This window comes from Lachnospiraceae bacterium KGMB03038, from assembly GCA_007361935.1.
GTDB lineage: Bacteria > Bacillota > Clostridia > Lachnospirales > Lachnospiraceae > Massilistercora.
The window spans coordinates 2,927,009-2,946,660 of sequence record CP041667.1 but is presented as its reverse complement, the minus strand read 5'-3'; the positions used below and the strand labels follow the sequence as shown (position 1 = coordinate 2,946,660).

Annotated in this window: 20 protein-coding genes; 18 read left to right on the top strand and 2 right to left on the bottom strand. The window is 46.9% G+C overall.

The features are described 5' to 3' along the window. The first annotated feature begins 23 nt into the window (after positions 1-23). The 18 genes from FND36_14530 (at position 24) to FND36_14445 (ending at position 18,166) form a co-directional block, all read left to right on the top strand. Entirely contained in the window at positions 24-3,134 is a 3,111-nt protein-coding gene (locus tag FND36_14530; GenBank protein QDW75146.1) for an alpha-mannosidase, read from the top strand. Next, a complete protein-coding gene (locus FND36_14525) occupies positions 3,135-4,136 on the top strand; it encodes a zinc-binding dehydrogenase (GenBank protein ID QDW75145.1) in 1,002 nt (333 codons plus the stop codon). 30 nt (positions 4,137-4,166) lie between these two features. Further along, entirely contained in the window at positions 4,167-5,393 is a 1,227-nt protein-coding gene (locus tag FND36_14520) for a hypothetical protein (GenBank protein ID QDW75144.1), read from the top strand. After that, entirely contained in the window at positions 5,380-6,006 is a 627-nt protein-coding gene (locus tag FND36_14515; GenBank protein QDW75143.1) for a class II aldolase/adducin family protein, read from the top strand. The genes FND36_14520 and FND36_14515 overlap by 14 nt, the downstream gene beginning before the upstream one ends. After that, positions 5,987-7,261: a transcriptional regulator gene (locus FND36_14510; protein QDW75142.1), complete on the top strand. Its 1,275-nt coding sequence runs from the start codon at positions 5,987-5,989 to the stop codon at positions 7,259-7,261. Before FND36_14515 ends, FND36_14510 begins: the two co-directional genes overlap by 20 nt. An 82-nt stretch (positions 7,262-7,343) precedes the next feature. Then, entirely contained in the window at positions 7,344-7,997 is a 654-nt protein-coding gene (locus tag FND36_14505) for a GntR family transcriptional regulator (protein ID QDW75141.1), read from the top strand. Between the two features lie 21 nt (positions 7,998-8,018). Beyond that, the gene (locus tag FND36_14500; GenBank protein ID QDW75140.1) at positions 8,019-8,708 is read left to right on the top strand and encodes a D-lyxose/D-mannose family sugar isomerase; all 690 of its coding nucleotides are present in this window, start codon (positions 8,019-8,021) and stop codon (positions 8,706-8,708) included. 124 nt (positions 8,709-8,832) lie between these two features. Beyond that, a complete protein-coding gene (locus tag FND36_14495) occupies positions 8,833-10,932 on the top strand; it encodes a sodium-translocating pyrophosphatase (GenBank protein ID QDW75139.1) in 2,100 nt (699 codons plus the stop codon). Between the two features lie 136 nt (positions 10,933-11,068). Continuing rightward, positions 11,069-12,052, top strand: a complete 984-nt coding sequence (locus FND36_14490; protein QDW75138.1) for a choloylglycine hydrolase family protein — start codon at positions 11,069-11,071, stop codon at positions 12,050-12,052. A 34-nt stretch (positions 12,053-12,086) separates the two neighbouring features. Further along, a complete protein-coding gene (locus FND36_14485; GenBank protein QDW75137.1) occupies positions 12,087-12,707 on the top strand; it encodes a hypothetical protein in 621 nt (206 codons plus the stop codon). A 15-nt stretch (positions 12,708-12,722) separates the two neighbouring features. Then, on the top strand, positions 12,723-12,992 hold the full coding sequence (locus FND36_14480; protein QDW75136.1) for a 4-oxalocrotonate tautomerase family enzyme: 270 nt from the start codon (positions 12,723-12,725) through the stop codon (positions 12,990-12,992). Between the two features lie 155 nt (positions 12,993-13,147). Then, entirely contained in the window at positions 13,148-13,684 is a 537-nt protein-coding gene (locus FND36_14475) for a prolyl-tRNA synthetase associated domain-containing protein (GenBank protein ID QDW75647.1), read from the top strand. Further along, positions 13,659-14,531, top strand: a complete 873-nt coding sequence (gene proC / locus FND36_14470; GenBank protein ID QDW75135.1) for a pyrroline-5-carboxylate reductase — start codon at positions 13,659-13,661, stop codon at positions 14,529-14,531. The genes FND36_14475 and proC overlap by 26 nt, the downstream gene beginning before the upstream one ends. Before the next feature lie 81 nt (positions 14,532-14,612). Next, positions 14,613-15,161, top strand: a complete 549-nt coding sequence (locus FND36_14465) for a putative ABC transporter permease (GenBank protein QDW75134.1) — start codon at positions 14,613-14,615, stop codon at positions 15,159-15,161. A gap of 401 nt (positions 15,162-15,562) precedes the next feature. After that, complete coding sequence (locus FND36_14460) at positions 15,563-15,904, top strand: hypothetical protein (protein ID QDW75133.1); 342 nt, start codon at positions 15,563-15,565, stop codon at positions 15,902-15,904. Position 15,905: 1 nt separating this feature from the next. After that, on the top strand, positions 15,906-16,322 hold the full coding sequence (locus FND36_14455) for a hypothetical protein (GenBank protein ID QDW75132.1): 417 nt from the start codon (positions 15,906-15,908) through the stop codon (positions 16,320-16,322). 31 nt (positions 16,323-16,353) lie between these two features. Then, positions 16,354-16,935, top strand: coding sequence for an ATP-dependent Clp protease proteolytic subunit (locus FND36_14450; protein ID QDW75131.1), 582 nt, complete (start codon positions 16,354-16,356; stop codon positions 16,933-16,935). 13 nt (positions 16,936-16,948) lie between these two features. Beyond that, a complete protein-coding gene (locus tag FND36_14445) occupies positions 16,949-18,166 on the top strand; it encodes a hypothetical protein (protein ID QDW75130.1) in 1,218 nt (405 codons plus the stop codon). Between the two features lie 23 nt (positions 18,167-18,189). Here the strand turns inward: FND36_14445 and FND36_14440 are convergent, their stop codons facing one another. Then, a complete protein-coding gene (locus tag FND36_14440) occupies positions 18,190-18,987 on the bottom strand; it encodes a class I SAM-dependent methyltransferase (GenBank protein ID QDW75129.1) in 798 nt (265 codons plus the stop codon). A 16-nt stretch (positions 18,988-19,003) separates the two neighbouring features. Then, complete coding sequence (locus tag FND36_14435) at positions 19,004-19,558, bottom strand: TetR/AcrR family transcriptional regulator (GenBank protein QDW75128.1); 555 nt, start codon at positions 19,556-19,558, stop codon at positions 19,004-19,006. Positions 19,559-19,652 lie beyond the last annotated feature (94 nt).

Sequence of the window (19,652 nt, the reverse complement as noted above, 5' to 3'; positions counted from 1 at the left end):
TACCGTGAAGGTGGAGGGCAGTAATGGACCGAAAACTGAGAAATACGAAAATAAAAAGAGATATTCAATTACTTGGTGAATACTGCTATAAAGAGTATTTTCCAATAGAAGAATTGTCGGGAGAAATTTGGAATGACAGCCAAAAGGATTGGGATGGCTCAGAAACGTTGAGGATCAAAGAAAATAGCCTTCTTACAGGAGCTAGAAAGAATTTTCATATAAGAGGGGACTTTCAGGCAGAAAAGAAAGAGGGGTATACAGCATTACTCTTCCTTGAGTTAGGAAACAGCAGATCCTTAGAAGCGCTGGCCTTTCTATACGGACCGGAAGCGATAGTCTCGATCGATGGAAAAGCGGCCGCTGGGATCGATCCGAATCATCCTTATGTGTTTCTGTTGGAAGAATATTTGGATGGGAAGCCCCATGAAATCTGCCTGGAAGGGTGGACAGGTATCAAAGAAGAGAGATACGAAACAGGAAGAGTCGGAGTCTGTTATAGAAATGACCGGATCTATCGTTTGTATGTTTTGAGCCGGGTTTGCCTGGAGATTGCTGAAAAGACGGAAAATGAGCTGATATTTCGGCAGTTGGAAAATTGTCTTCAAAAGTTGGATTTCTATGAGCCGCTGGGAGAAAACTTTGAAAAAACAGCGGAGGAGGCAATGGAAGGGCTGAAAAAAGAGCTGGACAAAGTGCAGGAGTATCATCCATACACCGTAGCCGCGTGTGGTCACGGGCATTTAGATCTGGCATGGCTTTGGAGAACAAATCAGGCTAGAAAAAAAGGGAAAAGAACTTTCTTAAATGTGCTGGGATTGTTGGAACGGCATAGAGAATTCCGGTATTCCCAAACACAAGCACAGTTGTACCAATGGATGGAAAAAGATCTGGAGTTGTTCCCAAAGGTCCAGAAGGCAGTTAAGGAAGGAAGATGGGAGATCCTTGGCGGTATGTGGGTGGAACCCGATTGTAACCTTCCGAGCGGGGAATCGCTGGCCCGGCAGTTCCTTCTGTTTTCTTCTTATATGCAGAAAATGTTTAAAACAAAGGGAAGTCCAGTAGTCTGGCTTCCAGATACTTTCGGATTCTGCGGACAGCTGCCCCAACTTATGAAGGAAGCCGGATATCAGTATTTTGCAACAGCAAAGTTAAGCTGGAATCAATATAATAAAATGCCATCCGAATATTTCCAGTGGGAAGGAATTGATGGAAACCGTGTTCTTGCCTATATCGTCAGCACTGCAAAACCAGGCTGGTGGGGCGGAACTTACAGCGCGGATCTGACACCGGAAGAAGTACTGGATACTTTTGAAACGCAGGAAGAAAAGGGCCTCTGTCAAGAACTTTTGCTGGCATATGGGATGGGAGATGGTGGAGGCGGTCCAACAGAAGAAATGGTGGTCAGGGGAGAACTGATGGAACAATTTGATTTTCCTGGGATTCCGAAAGTTCAGTTTTCAACATTTCAAGAGTTTTTCCAAAAGATGGAAGAGAAACGGGAAGAGCTTCCAGTTTGGTGCGGAGAATTATATTTTGAACTCCATCGGGGAACCTACACAAGCCAGGCCGAGACGAAAAAAAACAATCGACTGTGTGAAGTTGCTCTTCATCAGGCTGAATTTTTGGCGGCTTTTGCTTCAGAGGAAAGTGAGTACTGTTATCCATCAAAAGAATTTCAGAAAATGTGGGAGAAATTATGTTTAAATCAGTTTCATGATATTCTTCCGGGATCATCCATTGGCGAAGTTTATAAGGATGCAAGAAGGGACCATGTGGAGATTCTTGAGGGCTGCGATGAAATTACCAGCCAGGCGGTAAAAGCACTGGCGCAGAATGCCTCGAAAGAGGCGCAAGCGTTGATCATAAATGGAACTTCTTTCTGGCAGACGGGAATTGTAGAACTGCCTTTTCCAGTAGGAGAGGGCCAGCAGATAAGGGTTGGACAGAAACTTTGCGAATCTTACCAACAACACGGAAGAACCTTTATAAAAGTAGAAAAAATTCCGCCTTACGGTTATCAAGCAGTGAGTATAGAAGCCAAAAGAAATCCTTCCTCTGCCCAGACTCAAGAAATATATGCAGAAAAAGGAGCAGATAACAGGATTATTTTAGGAAATGAAAAGCTGCAGATAGAGATCGACAAGAACGGTGATGTGATCAGACTCTGGGATAAAGAAAAAGACCGGGAAATCCTAACGTCTGGCAAGAAATTTTTTCAATGGCAGCTATTTGAAGACCGCCCAGCAGATTGGGATGCCTGGGATTTAGATGAAGATTACAGAAAGAAAGGCTTTAGACAAGCAAATCTGGAATCTGCGGAAATCTTCCAGATTAATGGACTGCAGGCGGGCTGTTATATGAGAAAGAAGATTGGAAGAAGCACTATCGTTCAAAAGATCAGTATTGAGACAGGCGCTAAAGATATACGGCTGGATACACGACTGGAATATAGAGAGAACAGGCAGCATCTGCGTTTGGCCTGTCCGGTAGAGATTCATGGCACAGCCGCAGAATATGGTACACAATTTGGAAGTGTAACAAGAAGTATTCACAGCAATACCTCATGGGAAAAAGCGAAATTTGAAACATGTATGCATAAATGGGCGGATCTGTCCGAAGGGGATTATGGAGTATCTATCCTTTGTGATAATAAGTATGGAATCAGTATCCACGAAAAAGAAATCAGTTTAGCGGTATCAAAAAGCGCAGATTTTCCGGATCCGAATGCAGACCGGGGGACACAGGAGTTTACAGTTGTGATATGTCCTCATGAAGTTTTAGACAAAGGAGAACTTTTAAGGAAAGCCTACCTTTTAAGTAATCCACTGGAGGTTTATGAGATCGAGGGAAAAGGGAAACAGATCGAAAAATCTCTGTGCAGTGTAAAGTCCGGAAATGTGATCATTGAAACGGTCAAACAAGCGGAAGATGGAAAAGGAACTATCCTGAGGGCATACGAGTATGGAAACACGAGAGGGAAAGCAGAATTTGTTTACCATAAAAAGATTGATCAGGTTATCCGTTGTAATCTTTTGGAGGAAGAAAAGTTTCAGGCAGCCAGGGATGAAAATCGATTTTGGCTGTCCTGCCGGCCTTATGAAATTATAACAGTTGAAGTGAGAGGAGGGAAATAGATGAGAGCATTAATTATGCAAAAAGACAGAACTATTCAGTTTGGAGAGGTCCCAAAGCCGGTTCCTGGAAAGGGAGAAGTGTTAATTAAGGTAGAAGCCTGTGGAATCTGCGGGACAGATATGCATGTATATCGGGGAATGGAATCGGCATGGTCCCTTCCGGGAGTGATCGGTCATGAATTTTCTGGAATTGTGGAAATGTGTGGGGGAGACTGCGAAGAGGTAAAATTAGGGGATTCGGTGACTGTCCAGCCATTGATTAGCTGTGGGAACTGTCCAAGATGCAGGGAAGGAAGGACAAATTTATGTGAGAATGTACGTCTTATTGGGGGAGAGCTTCCAGGAGCATTTGCAGAATGGGTTATAGTGCCAAAGGAGAATGTGATTCGGGTTCCGTCAAAACTACCGGTGAAATATGGTGCACTGGCAGAACCGGCGGCGACAGCAGTCCATGCCGTAAAAAGGCTGCGCCGATCCAGTTATGATACAGTCTTGATCAAAGGGGCAGGCGCGATTGGCCTTTTGATTCTTTGTGCAGTGAGAGAGTTGGCTAAAACAATAATTGTCAGCGATATAGATGAAGGACGGTTGGAAGTGGCACGGGAGCTAGGCGCAGACAGAACGATCAACCCCAGAAAACAGGATCTGGCGGAAGAGCTAGCAGACATAACCGGCCAGATGATGGCAGATGTAGTGTTCGATGCGGCAGGGGAAAAGGGTGGAAAGGAAAAGGTTTTTGAACTGGTACATCCTGGATCAGAGATTGTCTTTGTCGCATTGGGAAATGCGGTGGCAGAAATTGATTTTACTAAAGTTGTGACACAGGAGTTAAGTATTTATGGTACGCAGTGTCATACTAAGTCGGATTTTGAAGAAGCCTTAAAGTTAATGGAAAGGGGACAGATCTCCTACGAGAAGATTGTGACAGAACTTCCTTTAGAAAAAGGGAGTTACGCTTTTGAACATCCATCGGAAGGGATAAAAATACATCTATTTCCATAAATTTAGCGAAAAACGCAAGGAGACACAGAGATGAAAACGATCTTGATTCTGGCAACGCTGGACACAAAATTTACTGAAAGCGAAATACTAAAAGGCTACATAGAAGAAGAAGGGTGTAGAGTTCTCGTCCTGGATTGTAGTTTAAGAACAAGAGAAGATAAAAATACGCTTCGGAAAGAGATGCTGCAAAGGGCGGGGATGAGTGAAGAAGCGTTGAATGAGATGAGTAAAAATCAGGCGCTTTGCGCCATGACTAAGATGGTGGAGCAGGAACTGAAAGCCATGTATAGAAAGGCGCAGATTGACGGGGCGTTGGGCATAGGAGGGGTTCAGGGGACCTTGATATCGGCAGGAGCGCTGCAGAAACTTCCTTTTGGATTCCCCAAATTAGTCTTGTCAGCAGTTGCCAACGGGAATACTACATTTGGGCCGCTGGTTGGGATGTCAGATATGATGATCATGCACTCTGTAGTGGACGTGGCGGGTAGCAATAGAATTTTGAAACATGTGATGCAAAATGCGGCATCTGCTATTTGCGGAATGGTCAGAAAAAAAGAACAGATAGAAACAGACTCCAGATTGATCGGTATGACTATGGGAGGCGTCACAACGAAATGCGGAAATTATATACAAGAAATGTTAAGCCACCTGGGATATGAGGTCGTAATCTTCCATTGCAATGGAATAGGAGCGATGGCTATGGAGAAGCTGGCGGAAGAAGGGAAGCTATGCGGGGTGATCGATTTGACCCCTCATGATGTTATGGACTATCTGGCAGGAGGGATGATGCCAGCCTCGGCAGAGAGATATGAGGCAATGAAGCGAACAGAGATTCCCACATTGATTATTCCGGGATGTGCAGACTTGATTCTTTTTAATGGAATAGAAAATGTACCGAAGAAGTACCGGGGCAGAAAGCTGGTAGAACATAATAAGATACATACGCATGTAAAAGCAAATTATGAAGAAATGTATGCATTGGGAAAATTGATTGTTAAAAATGCAAATGAATTTTTAGGCCCGACAGAAATTCTTATTCCAGAAAAGGGATACAGCCAGAAAAATAAAGAAGGTGCCCCCTTGTTTGAACCTGAATCGGATCGGGGATTTGTCAGGGCGGTAAATACTTACAGGGATGGGAGAGTCTTTGTCAGATCTGTTCCTATGCACATCAATGATGAAGCTTTTGCAGCTGTCTGTGTAGAAGAAATAACAGGTTTACTGGAACGGGAGGAGAGAAAATATGGAACGGTATGATAGATCCATAGAACAGCTGATAGAGGTTTGCCATCAGGCATATATAAGCGGACTGCAAAAAACAAATGGCGGAAATGTAAGTATTCGGACCGGGGAAAATCAGATGCTGATAAAGGCGCGAGGAGCAGCCTTTCGAGAGGCGGGAAGTAAAGATTTTGTCCTTGCCGATTTTGACGGGCATAAACAAATGGGAACATCAGAACCGAGTAAAGAAAGCCTTTTGCATGGGGCAGTCTATAAAAATAGGAAAGAGATCCAAGCGATCGTGCATGTGCATGCTCCCTGTGCGATTGCCTGGTCAGAGGAGCACACCTGCCTGCGGCGGGAAACCTGGCAGTCTCGGTTAAAGATGACAGGAGATATTCCAGTTTGGAATGTGGATTCACCAGTTGTGAGGAAGGAAGATCTTCCAGAACTTAAGCGGATGATGGAAGCTGGTATGATTGACAGGGTATTTATCTTGAGAAATCATGGGATCGTAGCGCTGGGTGAGAGCATGGAAGAGGCGGTGAGAACGGCCGAATTGGTAGAAGAAACGGCGCAGATAGCCATTTTAAAAGAAATGTGCCGTGGTGCAGGAAAGGAGAGTTGGGATGAAGAGGCAGCTGTATAGTACGCAGGAAGAGGCTGCACAAAAGAACTATCTCATCGCAGTCTACCACATGGAGCTCCCGTGGAAGGAAAATGTGCTTAAAATAGCGGAGAAACTAGCTGTTGGGCAAACCATTGGAACATGGACAGAAGTTCCGGGAATGACGGAAGAGTTTCAGGAGAAATATGTAGGGAAGGTAGTGAATATTTATGAAGCGCCGCCCTGCGAGCTGGAACAGCGGGAAGAAAGTCCGGCAAAAAGCTATATTATTGAGATTGCTTATCCAGTGGTCCATTCCGCCGGCAGCATCCCAATGCTCCTTACTTGTTTGCTGGGAAATGATGCCTCTACATCTGCGCAGGTAAAGCTGCTGGACATTATTTTCCCGAAGGAGTATATGGACAGGTTTGAGGGGCCGATGTGGACAATCGGGGATCTTCGGAAAAGGCGGGAGGCAAAAAAGAGACCGCTCCTGTTAAATATGATCAAGCCCTGTACGGGACTGGCGCCGAAAGAAGGGGCGAAAATATTTTATCAAGCGGCTGCTGGAGGGGCGGATATTATTAAAGATGATGAACTGATGGGAAACCCTTCTTACTCTTCTATGGAACAGAGGATCAAAGAGTATAGAAGGGCTGCGGAGGCAGCCTATGAAGAGAGCGGAAGTCGTACATTATATTTTGTCAATATCACTGGCAGAGATGAAAATATTTTAGAAGGAGCGAAAAGAGCTCAGGAATGCGGCGCAGATGGGATAATGATCAATTTTGTTATGGCCGGGTATGGAAATCTGGCTGCATTAAGGAAATGTATAAATCTTCCAATCCTAGTACATTGTGCAGGAATCGGGATGATGGCGGAAGGAAAAACTGGGGGGATGGTTTCTTCCTTGGCGCTGGGTAAACTTACAAGATTATGTGGTGCTGATTTGGTGATGATGAATACACCTTACGGGGGATATCCACTTACATATCTTAGATATATACAGACCTACCTGAATCTGACACTGCCCTTTTATCAATTAAAGAAAAGTATACCGGTAATCGGAGGCGGAGTGCAGCCGAATATTGTGGAGAAATATATTTCAGAATTGGGGACAGATATTATTCTTGCAGCAGGCGGAGCAATACAAGGACATCCGATGGGGTGCAGGGCAGGTGCATGTGCAATGCGTCAGGCGATTGAATGTGCGGTGGAGGGAATTCCATTGGAAGAAAAGGCAAAAGAATGTGAAGAGTTGTCTGCAGCCATAAAAAAATGGGGAAAAGCCTGGTAAAATTTGGTATAATTATTTTAGATGTAAGGCGCAGTCCGGGGAACCGTCGGACGAAGTGATTTTTATAGAAGGGAAAGCAAAGATGAAAAAGGAAACATTGTCAGAAAAAGCATATCGTATCATACGGGAAAAAATCGTATATGGCGAGCTGGAGTTTGGAGAGGAGATTGATCAGAAAGAACTGACCAAAGAACTTAACTTTAAAAGTATCACTCCGGTTCGGGAAGCTTTGCTTTTGCTTCAGAAAGAGAAGATGATTACGATCATTCCAAGAAAGGGAATCTATGTTTCTGAAATTTCAATTGAAGAAGTGCTTGAAAATTTTCAGATGCGAGAGATCATTGAACCGACAGTGTTTGAGGTGACCGCATTAAGAGTTCCGAAAGAAAGCCTCAATGATTACCGGGAATTATTTATTGCCAGAAAAGAAGAGGCAAAAGAGAATGTGTTTGATTTGAAAAAGTATCTTGAGACAGATATGGAGTTTCATTTGGAATTGCTAAAACCGATAGGAAATAGAACTTTGGAGTCGGTGATGAGAGGAATCTATGAGCAAAACGCTCGATACCGGATGGCCTGTCTCCAAATGAGAAATGCTGAAGAAATGTTGAATGAACATTTGGATATTTTGCAGGCGATTGAGGAGGGGGATCCGGAAAAGTCAGTCGAGGCGTTAAAAAAACACATTTATAATTCGAAGATGACGCTTCTTCCAAGTGCCCATCAATTTTTGTGATTAAGGAGGCTTATAAATTTTATGAAACGCTCAGAAATCAACAGTATCATCCGGGAGATGGAGTCCTTTGCGGCCAAGACCGGTTTTGCCCTTCCGCCATTTACCAAATGGACGCCCAGGGATTGGAGCGGCAAAGGGCATGAATATGACGAAATCCGTGAACATATGCTGGGCTGGGATATTACCGATTATGGAAGCGGAGACTGGAAGAAGATCGGTTTTGCCCTGGTCACTTTGCGCAATGGGAGCCCGGACGGCGGAGAAAACGGCAAGACCTATGCGGAAAAATTGATCATGTTAAAGGAGGGCCAGCATTCTCCCATGCATTTTCACTGGAGTAAGACAGAGGATATCATCAACCGGGGCGGAGGCACGATGATCCTGCATCTGTATAACGCCGGTGAAAAAGAGGAACTGGCGGACACAGAGGTGGAGGTCCATTCCGATGGCCGTCGCTACACGGTCAAAGCCGGAACCGGAGTGGAGCTGCGTCCGGGAGAGAGCATTACCATTCCGCCTTACCTGTACCATGATTTTGACGTGGTTCCAGGCACTGGAGATGTTTTGATCGGCGAGGTGTCCAAATGTAATGACGATCATACAGACAACCGTTTCTACGAAGAGGTGGGAAGATTCCCGGCGATCGAGGAAGACGAGGCGCCTTACCGGCTGCTGTGCTTTGAATATCCGGAAGCCGGGGGAGGCAAATAGAACGCTAAGAAAGCCGGGAGAGAAGAGAGCGGAGCAAAAAGGGATACCAAAACTTGATTGAAAGTGTTACAATATTGCCAGACAGAGAAAATTTCATTTCCAGGAATGGGAGGGAGAGAGTGAAATGGATAATCAATTAGCACTACTTACATTGTGCGGCTCTGTGATCGCGCTTTTATTTGCGTTCAGCAGAGCGAAAAAGGTTCTTAGCTTTCCGCAGGGAAGCGACCGCATGAAAAAGATATCTGCTTCGATCCACAATGGAGCGATGGCGTATCTGCGGCGTCAGTATAAGATCCTGATCGGCTTCTTTGCGGTAATGTTTGTGATCCTGGCGGCAATGGCGGCATTTGGGCTTCTGACTTGGTTTGTGCCCTTTGCCTTTGTAACGGGCGGTTTCTTCTCAGGGCTTTCCGGTTTTGTGGGGATGCAGATTGCTACGAGAGCCAACGCCAGAACCGCGGCGGCCTGCCAGAACAGTCTGAACAAAGGGCTGAGGGTGGCTTTTTCCGCAGGTTCTGTTATGGGCTTTACCGTAGTGGGGCTTGGACTTCTGGATATTTCTATCTGGTATCTGCTGCTGCGTCTGGTATTTAAGCTTCCGCTGGAAGACATTACCAGCACCATGCTGACCTTTGGAATGGGCGCTTCTTCTATGGCGCTGTTTGCCCGTGTAGGAGGCGGTATCTATACGAAAGCGGCGGATGTAGGAGCGGATCTGGTAGGAAAGGTTGAAGCTGGAATCCCGGAAGATGACCCAAGAAATCCGGCGGTCATCGCGGACAACGTAGGAGACAACGTAGGCGATGTGGCCGGAATGGGAGCGGACCTTTATGAGTCTTATGTTGGTTCGATCCTGTCTGCCTGCTCTCTGGGTGTGATCGCGTTTAATAAGATTGAGTCGGTAGACCGTGTCAATGCGGTGGTGATCCCCATGATCCTGGCGGCAATCGGCGTGCTGGCTTCAATCCTTGGTTCCATGCTGGTAAAGACAGGCGAGAGCACCGATCAGATGACACTGCTGAAGGCCCTTCGCCGGGGAACCAATACCAGCGCTTTGATCATTGCTGTGATCTCGTTCCCGATCGTATGGTTTGTCCTGGGCAAAGATTTCATTGGATTCTATTTCGCGATCCTGGGGGGACTGCTTGCGGGAGTGCTGATCGGATTCTTTACCGAATATTTTACTTCTGATACATATAAGCCAACCCAGAAGCTGGCGGCGAAATCAGAGACTGGTTCCGCGACGCTGATCATCGGAGGTCTGGGACTTGGAATGTTGTCTACGGCAGTTCCGATCATTATCATAGCGGTCTGTGTTATGGCGGCATATGCCTTCTCCGGCGGATTTATCGAGACAACCAGAGGACTTTATGGAATCGCGCTGGCGGCGGTTGGAATGTTGTCTACACTGGGTATCACACTGGCTACGGACGCTTATGGACCGATCGCGGACAATGCGGGCGGTATCGCCGAGATGGCCGGCCTGGAGGCGGAAGTCCGGAAACGTACCGATGCCTTGGATTCTCTTGGAAATACGACCGCGGCTACCGGAAAAGGATTCGCCATTGGTTCCGCGGCTTTGACGGCGCTGGCCCTGATTGCTTCTTATGTTGAGAAGGTAGAGGAAGTAGGAGGTTCCAGTGTGAGCCTTGATATGAGTGTGATGAATCCGACAGTGCTGGTAGGAATCTTTATCGGCGCTTGTCTGCCATTTGTATTTGCGGCGCTTACTATGGAATCGGTAGGCCGGGCGGCCCAGAGTATTGTTGTGGAAGTGCGCCGGCAGTTCAAGGAGATCAAAGGCCTGATGGAAGGCGAGGCGGATGCGGATTATGAGACTTGTGTAGACATCTGTACCAAGGCAAGTCTTCATGAAATGATCCTGCCGACCCTGCTGGCGATCATCACCCCGGTGGTGACGGGTTTGATCCTGGGCTACAACGGTGTGATCGGCCTGCTGACCGGATCTACGGCAACCGGTTTCTTGATGGCTATCTTTATGGCAAATTCCGGTGGCGCCTGGGATAACGCCAAGAAATACATCGAAGGCGGCGCGTACGGAGGAAAGGGAAGCGATTCCCACAAGGCGGCAGTGGTAGGAGATACCGTAGGAGATCCATTTAAGGATACTTCCGGGCCTTCTATCAACATCCTGATCAAGCTGCTGTCCATGGTATCCATCGTATTCGCGGCGCTGGTAGTGAACTATCATATTTTCTAAAAAATGTGGAAGAACGAATTCCTGCGGGGCTGTTTACCAGGACGGCTTCGCAGGTTTTTTCATATGGGGATCCGGATTGGGGAAAAATAAAGGAAACCGCCTTGGAAAGAGACGGAGGAAAAAGGAGGGAAGCTGTATGTGTACCTGCATCACATATGAAAACGGCGATTTTTATTTTGGAAGAAATTTGGATCTGGAAGATTCTTTTGGAGAAAAGGTGGTGGTTACACCCAGAAATTATCCTTTTTGCTGGCGGGAAATGGAAGCGCCTTTAAAGACCCATTTCGCCATGATCGGGATGGCCGCTGTGGCAAAGGGATACCCCTTATACGCAGAGGCGGTCAATGAGAAAGGGCTTGGCATGGCGGGACTGAATTTTCCGGGAAACGCTTATTATAACAGCGAGAAGGAAGAGGGGAAACACAATGCGGCAAGCTTTGAGCTGATCCCCTGGCTGCTGGGAAGCTGTGAGAATGTAGAAGAAGCCGCGGGATTGCTGAAAAAAGCGAATATCAGGGATATTTCCTTTGCGGAACAGATGCCGCCCGCGCCGCTGCACTGGATGATCGCGGATCGGGAGCGCTGTATCGTGGTGGAAGCAGTGAAAGAAGGAATCCAGATCTATGAGAATCCCTTAGGGGTACTGACCAACAATCCGCCGTTTCCCTACCATCAGATGAATCTGAGAAACTATCTGAATCTGACCCCAAATCCGCCCGCAAACAGGTTCTGCCAGGGAGTGGAGCTGGAAACATATGGCGAGGGAATGGGAGCTATGGGGCTTCCAGGAGATGCTTCTCCAGCTTCCCGGTTTGTGAAGGCGGCCTTCTTAAAATGGAATTCTGCCAGCGACAAAGAAGAAACAGCAAATCTATCCCAGTTCTTTCACATTTTAGATAATGTGAGTATGGTGCGGGGAGCGGTGGTGACAGATTCCGGCAAATATGATATTACGACTTACTCCTGCTGCGTGAATGTAAGGACCGGTGTATATTATTACAAAACCTATGAGAACGCTAGGATCCAGGCGGTAGATATGAGGGCGGAAGACTTGGACGGACAAGACTTGGCGGTGTATGAACTGGAAAAACATGAGGAAATCCGCTATCATAACCGATGAGACTGCCCGGTGAAAGAAAGGAGAAGCAAAGACCTTGAAGAAGATTGTGTTTTTGGGAGACAGTATCACGGACGCTTTTCACAAAATGAACGTGGACGGAGCGGGACTGGGCAGCGGATATGTGGCGCTGATCGGAAAGAAGCTGCGGGAGATGGGACGAGACGACTTTGTGCGCAATTCCGGTCATGACGGATTTACGGTGTCCGGGCTTCTCCGGCTGTTTGAGTATGACTGCAAGCGGTTTGACCCAGATCTGGTCAGTGTCCAGATCGGCTGCAATGACACAGCGGTGTATAAGAATACAGGGAAAACGCTGGAAGAACAGGAATTTGCCCAGAACTACCGGAAACTGCTGGGAAGGATACAGGAAGAGACAAAAGCCAAGATCCTGTGCCTGGGGCCGTTTATCTTTCCCCATCCGCTGGAATATGCTAACTGGATTCCCGCAATCCGTGAGGTGGAAATGATCGAGCGGGAGATCGCCGGGGAATTGGGGGCGGCGTTCCTTCCCATGCACGACCAATTGAACCAGGCGGCAGAAGAAAGGGGATATGACGCCATTACCACAGACGGCACCCATCTGACGGAAGAAGGAGCGAAGATCATGGCAGAGGCCTGGCTTGCGGCGGCAGAGGAAAGGGGCATGATATATTGACAGACAGAATCTCAGATGTTAATGTTAGAACAGGAATCATCAAAAGCATGGGAGGGAAAACATATGCCACATATCAGCGTAAAATTATATCCGGGAAGAAGCCAGGAGATGAAAGAAAATCTGGCCCACAAACTGCAGGAGTGCCTGGCGGAGGAATCCGGCTGCTGGGGAACGAAGGATATCTCAGTTTCTTTTGAGGAGATCGGTCCGGAAGGATTTGAGGACGCTGTGAAAAAGGATCTGAAACCGGAAGAATTGATCCTGACCTCTGAGTTTGTCCGCTAGGACAATCTGTCGGCGGTATCGGACCAGAAGGAAACAGGAAGGCAAAACAGTGTTGGGGCGGCTGCTCTGACACTGTTTTGCGCAAATAGAGGAAAGCAAGAGAGTGGAAAGCGAGAAAGGCCGCTTGGAGAAGTTTCAAAAAAGGAGGAGCTATGATCTATATCAGCCAGATCTATACAACAGCCCCTAAGAAGGGGAAAAACCCGACAGAGGATAAAACTTTTGCGCTGCTCGAAAAACTGCATATTCCCTATGAGCGTGTAGAAAATGACATAGTGGAGACGATGGAAGAGTGTAAGGAAATCGATAAAGCGCTGGGAACGGAGATCCGGAAGAGCATCTTTCTTTGTAATCAGAAAAAGACGAGTTTCTTTTTGGTAGTGCTGCCGGCGGATAAACAGCTGGATACAGGGGCGCTGGGAAAGAAAATCGGTGTGTCCAAATTATCGTTTGCCCCGGAAAATAAAATGGAGGAATACTTGGGCTGTAAACCTGGTTCTGCTTCTGTTATGGGACTTTTGAATGATGAGGATGAGTATGTTCAATTGATCGTGGACAAGGAAGTGGCAAAAGAAGAGTGGTTTGGCTGCAATTCCGGGACGAATCAGACCCATTTAAAGATAAAGACCCAGGATCTTTTGAACAAATTTCTTCCGCGGATTTACCATAAAGCGAAGATTGTGGAATTATAGATCCATAATTGATGATAGAAACGAAGATGGAAGAGGAGGAGCGGGACATGGGCAGAAACATTGGATTCATTGGCGGCGGAAGTATGGCGGAAGGCATGATCAAGGGGATGCTTGGAAGCGGAACGTTCAAGCGGAAGAGATCACCGTCTATAACCGGACGAAAGAACGGGCGGAATATCTGGCGCAGACCTATGGAGTCAGCGGCAGCGGTAAGTTGGAAGAGGCGGTAAGGGACAGAGACCTTCTGATCCTGGCGGTCAGTGAGGCGGGCGTCAGCGAAGTGTGTCAAAGGTTAAAGCCGATGATGAAAGAGAGTACCGTGTTCGCTTCTATCTGCGCGGGATCAGGCATCCGGGACTATCAGGCGCTGCTGGGGGAAGATAAGAAGATTGTCAGCGTTATGCCAAATACGCTGACAGAAACAGGATACGGATACAGCGCGTTTTGCAAAAGCCAGACGGTGACAGAACAAGATCTGGATCTTCTGCGGCAGGTATTGGAGGCGATCGGACAAGTACTGGAAGTAAGGGAAGAGATGTTTGATGTGTTCACCGCTTACAGCAGCGCGGGGCCTGCTTTCATACTGGAATTCCTTAACGCGATGATCGATGCCGGAGTGAGAGCTGGATTTTCCAGAAAGGAAGCAAGGAAGCTGTGCCTGTCTAATCTGATGGGAACGGCGCTCCAGGTGGAGAAGGCGGGAGACCATCCCCTGGAAGTGCTGGACCGGATGACCTCCCCTGGCGGGGTCACTATTGAGGCGGTCTACGCTATGAACCGAACCGGAATGTACGGGGCGATTATGGAGAGTGTGGCAGACACGGTAGCCAGAGCCAAGAAAGAGTAAGCATGAGGAACGGCCATGGCGGCTGTCACCCATATGCCGGAAGCGTGAGAACGAGAAAAAACGAAAGAAAAGGAAGAAGTGATGAGAGAGAATACATTTAGAGAGAAACTGCGGGCATATTTTTTCTATTTTATACTCTATTCCGTAATTGGATGGATTTACGAAGTTTTCCTGGAAGTTGCAGTGTACAGATGGGGATTTTCCAATCGAGGCGCTTTATTTGGCCCATACTGCATCATCTATGGAGTGGGAGCGCTGATCTTGCTTTTTTCCCTAGGGAACTTGCAGAGAAAGCGGATATGTCTGGGGAAGGTCAATATTACTCCGGTTCTGGTTTTTATAGGGATCGTAGTGATCACCACCGTTGTGGAATTGATCGGAAGCTATATCATGGAATTTACGACTGGAGAATGGATGTGGGATTACCGGAGATTTGCCTTTAATTTCCAAGGGCGGATTGCGCTGAACCCAAGTATCCGGTTTGGGATTGGCGGGATGGTCTTTCTATATGTGCTTCAGCCGTTGTTCGTGAAGCTGACAGAAAAGATGTCCAAAAAGACCTTTAACATTGTGACCGGAATTCTGGCAGTGCTGTTCCTGGCAGATGTGATCGCCTATGTAATAAAATAGCGGAGGACCGGCAGAGAGGCGATAGGAGCAGTTCCAGAATTTTTCGGAAGACATGATACAAACCAGCCGCGCGATTTACGCGCGGCTGGTTTTTTACTGAGGCTGGAAAAATCATAATCGCAGGTTGACAATGGGAAAACTGTCTGTTACTATAAGAACAGGGTTTCGACCCTGACAATTAAATAGGGAAAATATAATAATATAAAACCATTTATATATGAGTTTGTAAGGATGATGAAATGAAGGATTCCCCCATGAGGAATCCAAAAGGATGAGGCAGGATGATTCCTGCTAGGAGTCTGTCCTAAATCAAGCCTTGCAAATTGATATATGAATGGTTTTTTCTTTTTGCAGTAAAACTTATTTCCAGCTTGTGTTGTCTAAGCAGAGAGGAGGTACTTATGACATTGGTAAAAAACGGATTAGAGAAAAGAATTGCCGCCGCGAAGCGCGGCCAGATCGGCGACGTTAACTGGACGGCCCATATCCTGGAAACCTTGTGTGACATGTATCTGGAGGACTATATAAGAATCTGCCTGCCGGACCTAGATTCTAGGAAGGAAGAAAGGCTGATCAAGAATCTGGGGATGGATGATTTCCAGGCGCGCTACACTACTTTTGGGGAAGTGTGCCAGATGATCAATGAAAAATGGCCAGGAGCGGCAAAGGGAGAGCTTCCAGATGAAAAGCTGAAGGAAGCGTTGGCTTACTTAGTTCCTGTAAGATGGGAGGAGGAATTTTAAGATGGAGAGAAAAGAGATTAAGAAAATCCCCCTGGAGGAAAGAATCCGGCGGATGCAGTCCCAAATTTCGAGACAGCCTGACGGCAAAGAGACATGGCGTCAATATTGTCTGCGAAACGGTCCGCAGGTCATAGGGCTTCAGGAGTATGCGGCCGCTATACAGAAAATCCTGGAAGAACCGGCTCTGGCAGAAGAACTGAAGAGTCTGGAATCTTTGTCATATTATAAAAATAACGTACCTGTATGCAGTTTCTTCGATCATATTTTGAGTATGGAAGACGAGGAAGATTGGTGCTATCAGGTGTATAACTGCCTGATCCTGCCATTTGCCCGGATATATCAGAAGAAGCAGGAAAGATGGAGGATGAGGAGAGACGGAAGCAGCCTTCCCTTCGAAGACGAATTGCCCTTTGATTAAAAGAAATCTGTAAAGAGAGGAGTGTTAAAACATGACGACACCGATGATCATTAAAGAAACCAGCAATGGATACATTGCCCATGCCATCCAGGATGAGATGCTGCTGCACAGGGAGGTAGAGTGTGTGGGAGCCATTAATGAGGATTCTGTAAACTCCCTTATCCTCCAGCTCCGCTATCTGGAACGGATAGACCCGGATGAAGAGATCACGATCTACATCAACAGCCCCGGAGGGGAAGTCTCCAGCGGCTTGGCACTCTATGATGTGATGAAGGCGGTCCGATGTCCGATCCGTACGGTGTGCGTAGGACTTGCGGCGAGTATGGGGGCGGTCCTGTTCGCGGCGGGAGATCAGAGAGAAATGCTTGCCCACTCCCGTGTGATGATCCATGATCCCCTGATCGCGGGGGGCGGGATCCGGGGAAGCGCCACCTACTTGGATGCCCAGGTGAAAGACCTGATGAATACAAGACAGATCATTGCCGGGATTTTATCCGAACATACCCACCGCACGGTGGAAGAAGTGCTGGAGCGGACAGCGAAGGACACTTATTTCTACGCGGAAGACGCAATCGCGTTTGGGCTTGCGGATAAGATCATCACACGATTATAGGAGGTGTAAAATCATGACCCAGAAACCGGAACAGAGAGATACCTATAGAATTCTGGCAAAAAACAAGACCATGAATAATAATACCTGGGTGACGGGCATTAACAATAATGATTTGATCATCGGCGTGAGCGGCGCCGGGAAGACCAGAGGCTATGTAAGGCCGAATCTTAGGTGCGCCAGCGACAGTATCATCGTGGCGGACACAAAGAATTCGCTCCACCAGGAGTTCAGACCGATCCTGGAAGAGGCCGGCTATGAGGTGTGGCTGATGGATTTCACCGATATGAAGAATTCCCCTATGGGCTATAATGTGCTGTCGGCCATCCGGTATGATGAGAACACAGACCGTTATAATGAGCAGGACATTATGACGGTGGCACAGGCCGCCGCTCCGGCGGAGTGTTATAAAGATCCCTATTGGGATTATGCGGCCTGGCTGGAGATGGAAGCGCTGATCGCCTACGTTTTGGAAGCCCTTCCCAGGGAAGAACACCATATGGGAAGCGTGGCGAGGCTGGCGGGATTTCTGAGCAATCAAGTATTTGCCCGTATGCTTGCGGAGTGGGAAGAAGTATACCCGGACAGTGTTGCCGTCAGAAAGTGGAATTTATTTAAAAATGGCAGCAGAGCCCAGACAACACAAGGCTGTATTGAACTTATGCTGGGAGAAAAGCTGAATATCTTTACGACTGAAGGGGCGAAGGCGTTTGCCCTCAATCCTCACCAGGTGGACTTCGCGAAGATGGGAAGAAAAAAGATCGCCTTGTTCCTGAACATCAGTGATATGGACCGTTCCCAGGATAAATTCCTGAACATGATCTATACGCAGGCGTTTCACATACTTTGCAGAAGCGCGGACAAAGATTATGCGGATCACCGCCTGAAGGTGCCGGTGCGGATCATCCTGGACGACTTTGCTTCCAACACGACCATACCAGATTTTGACAAGATCATATCCGTCATCCGGTCAAGAGAGATCTATGTCAGCATCATCTTACAGAGCATTACCCAGCTTTACGGCATGTACGGTCTGGAGAAAGGGCAGACCATCATCAATAACTGCGATAACTGCCTGTATCTGGGCGGGCAGGATGTGGAGACGGCAAAATATATTGCTGTGAAGGCAAACAAAACGGCGAATACAATCCTGGAAATGCCTGTAACAGACGCATATCTCTTTACCAGAGGGCAGAAGCCCTGCAAAGTGGAGAAATATGATTGTTCCATATAGAAAAAAGAAGGGATGGCTGGGAATCACCATCCCTTCTTAAAAATGTCCAGCGCGTGGCTTGTAACGCCGGAGAGATCTTCCCGTTCACAGGTGGCGAAATGGTAGTTTAAATAGAGCTGAAAAGTCTCAGGATCCATTTGGTCGATCGCCTCACGCATAAAAAGGGAACAGCCATCGGCCGCGATATAGTGGAGTCTGGTTACAGGGAAGACAGACATAAGATCATCAATATCTTCTTTGCGGACAAGCTCAAATAAATCCTTTGGCTTGGATGTGGCGGCGAATGTTGCGGAATCGAGAAGCCCCTGTCCTATATATTCAGCGACATTGATATTTCCGCGGTGGAAACCTTCATCCAGCAGACACCCATCGGAGATAACGTATGCAGCGAAAACAACGCCGCCTGGTTTGGTGACCCGAATCGCTTCCCGGATCGCCTGCCGCTTATCCCCCTTGCTATAAAGATGATAAAGAGGGCCTAATAATAATGTAATATCATATTGGTCATCAGAAAAAGCAGATAGATCCAAAGCGTTTCCCTGGATAATGGAGATTTTTTCTTCCGGGGAACTATTTTTTTGAAAAATATCTATGTTATGTTGGATCAATTCCACGGCATCAACAAGATATCCCTGGCGCGCCAGGGCGTGAGAATACCTTCCTGTACCGGCGCCGATTTCAAGTATACGGCTGTCTGTTTCCAGGTATTTCTGTATATAGCGCATGGTGGTGAGAAATTCAACGCTTCCGTGTCTGGAAGTAAGCCGGCTGTCCTCGTCATAAGTATTATAAAAATCAATCAGATAAGAATTCGTTTCCATTTTGCATATACCTTTCCTAGTGAAGGGAGTCTAATAAATTTTGGAGCATGACCTGGACAGTATCTGTGTCTAACGCTAGTTTCCCAGTGGCTGTCAAAACGGCTATGCCATGGCTGTAAAGAAACAGATCCAGGAAAATACGTCTGCCCTGCTCCAATCCCATACCAATCTGATCTGAAAAAGTTTTGGCCTTTTCTTCGTTCCCGATTTCTTTATAGAAATCTTTTGTTTCTTCCATATAGAGATCCATGTCAGTCATAAACAGAAGTTTGAATAGATGGGTTTCCTCCCTGGCAAAGTCTACATAGGAAAGAGGAAGGGCTAAATAAGGGACGTCTGTTCTGGAGGCGTGATAATCGGCCGCATACCCTTCATAGAACTGAAACGCAAAGTAAAGGAAGGATTTTTTTAAGTCTTCCATATTTTCATAGCAAGTAAAAATAGGGCGGGTCGAACATTTTAACCGGCTGGCGATACTTCTTGCGTTTACCGCCTCAAATCCGGTTTCTCTTGTGATCTCTAAGACGGTGTTTAAAATCATATCTTTTGTTGTTTTTTGTTTTGGAGGCATGATAGAATCCTTTGCTGATAATAAATTACAAGTGTTGCATAACGATTGTTGCATAATAAGAGCGAGAAGTCAAGAATTGTTTTTGAGACAGTCA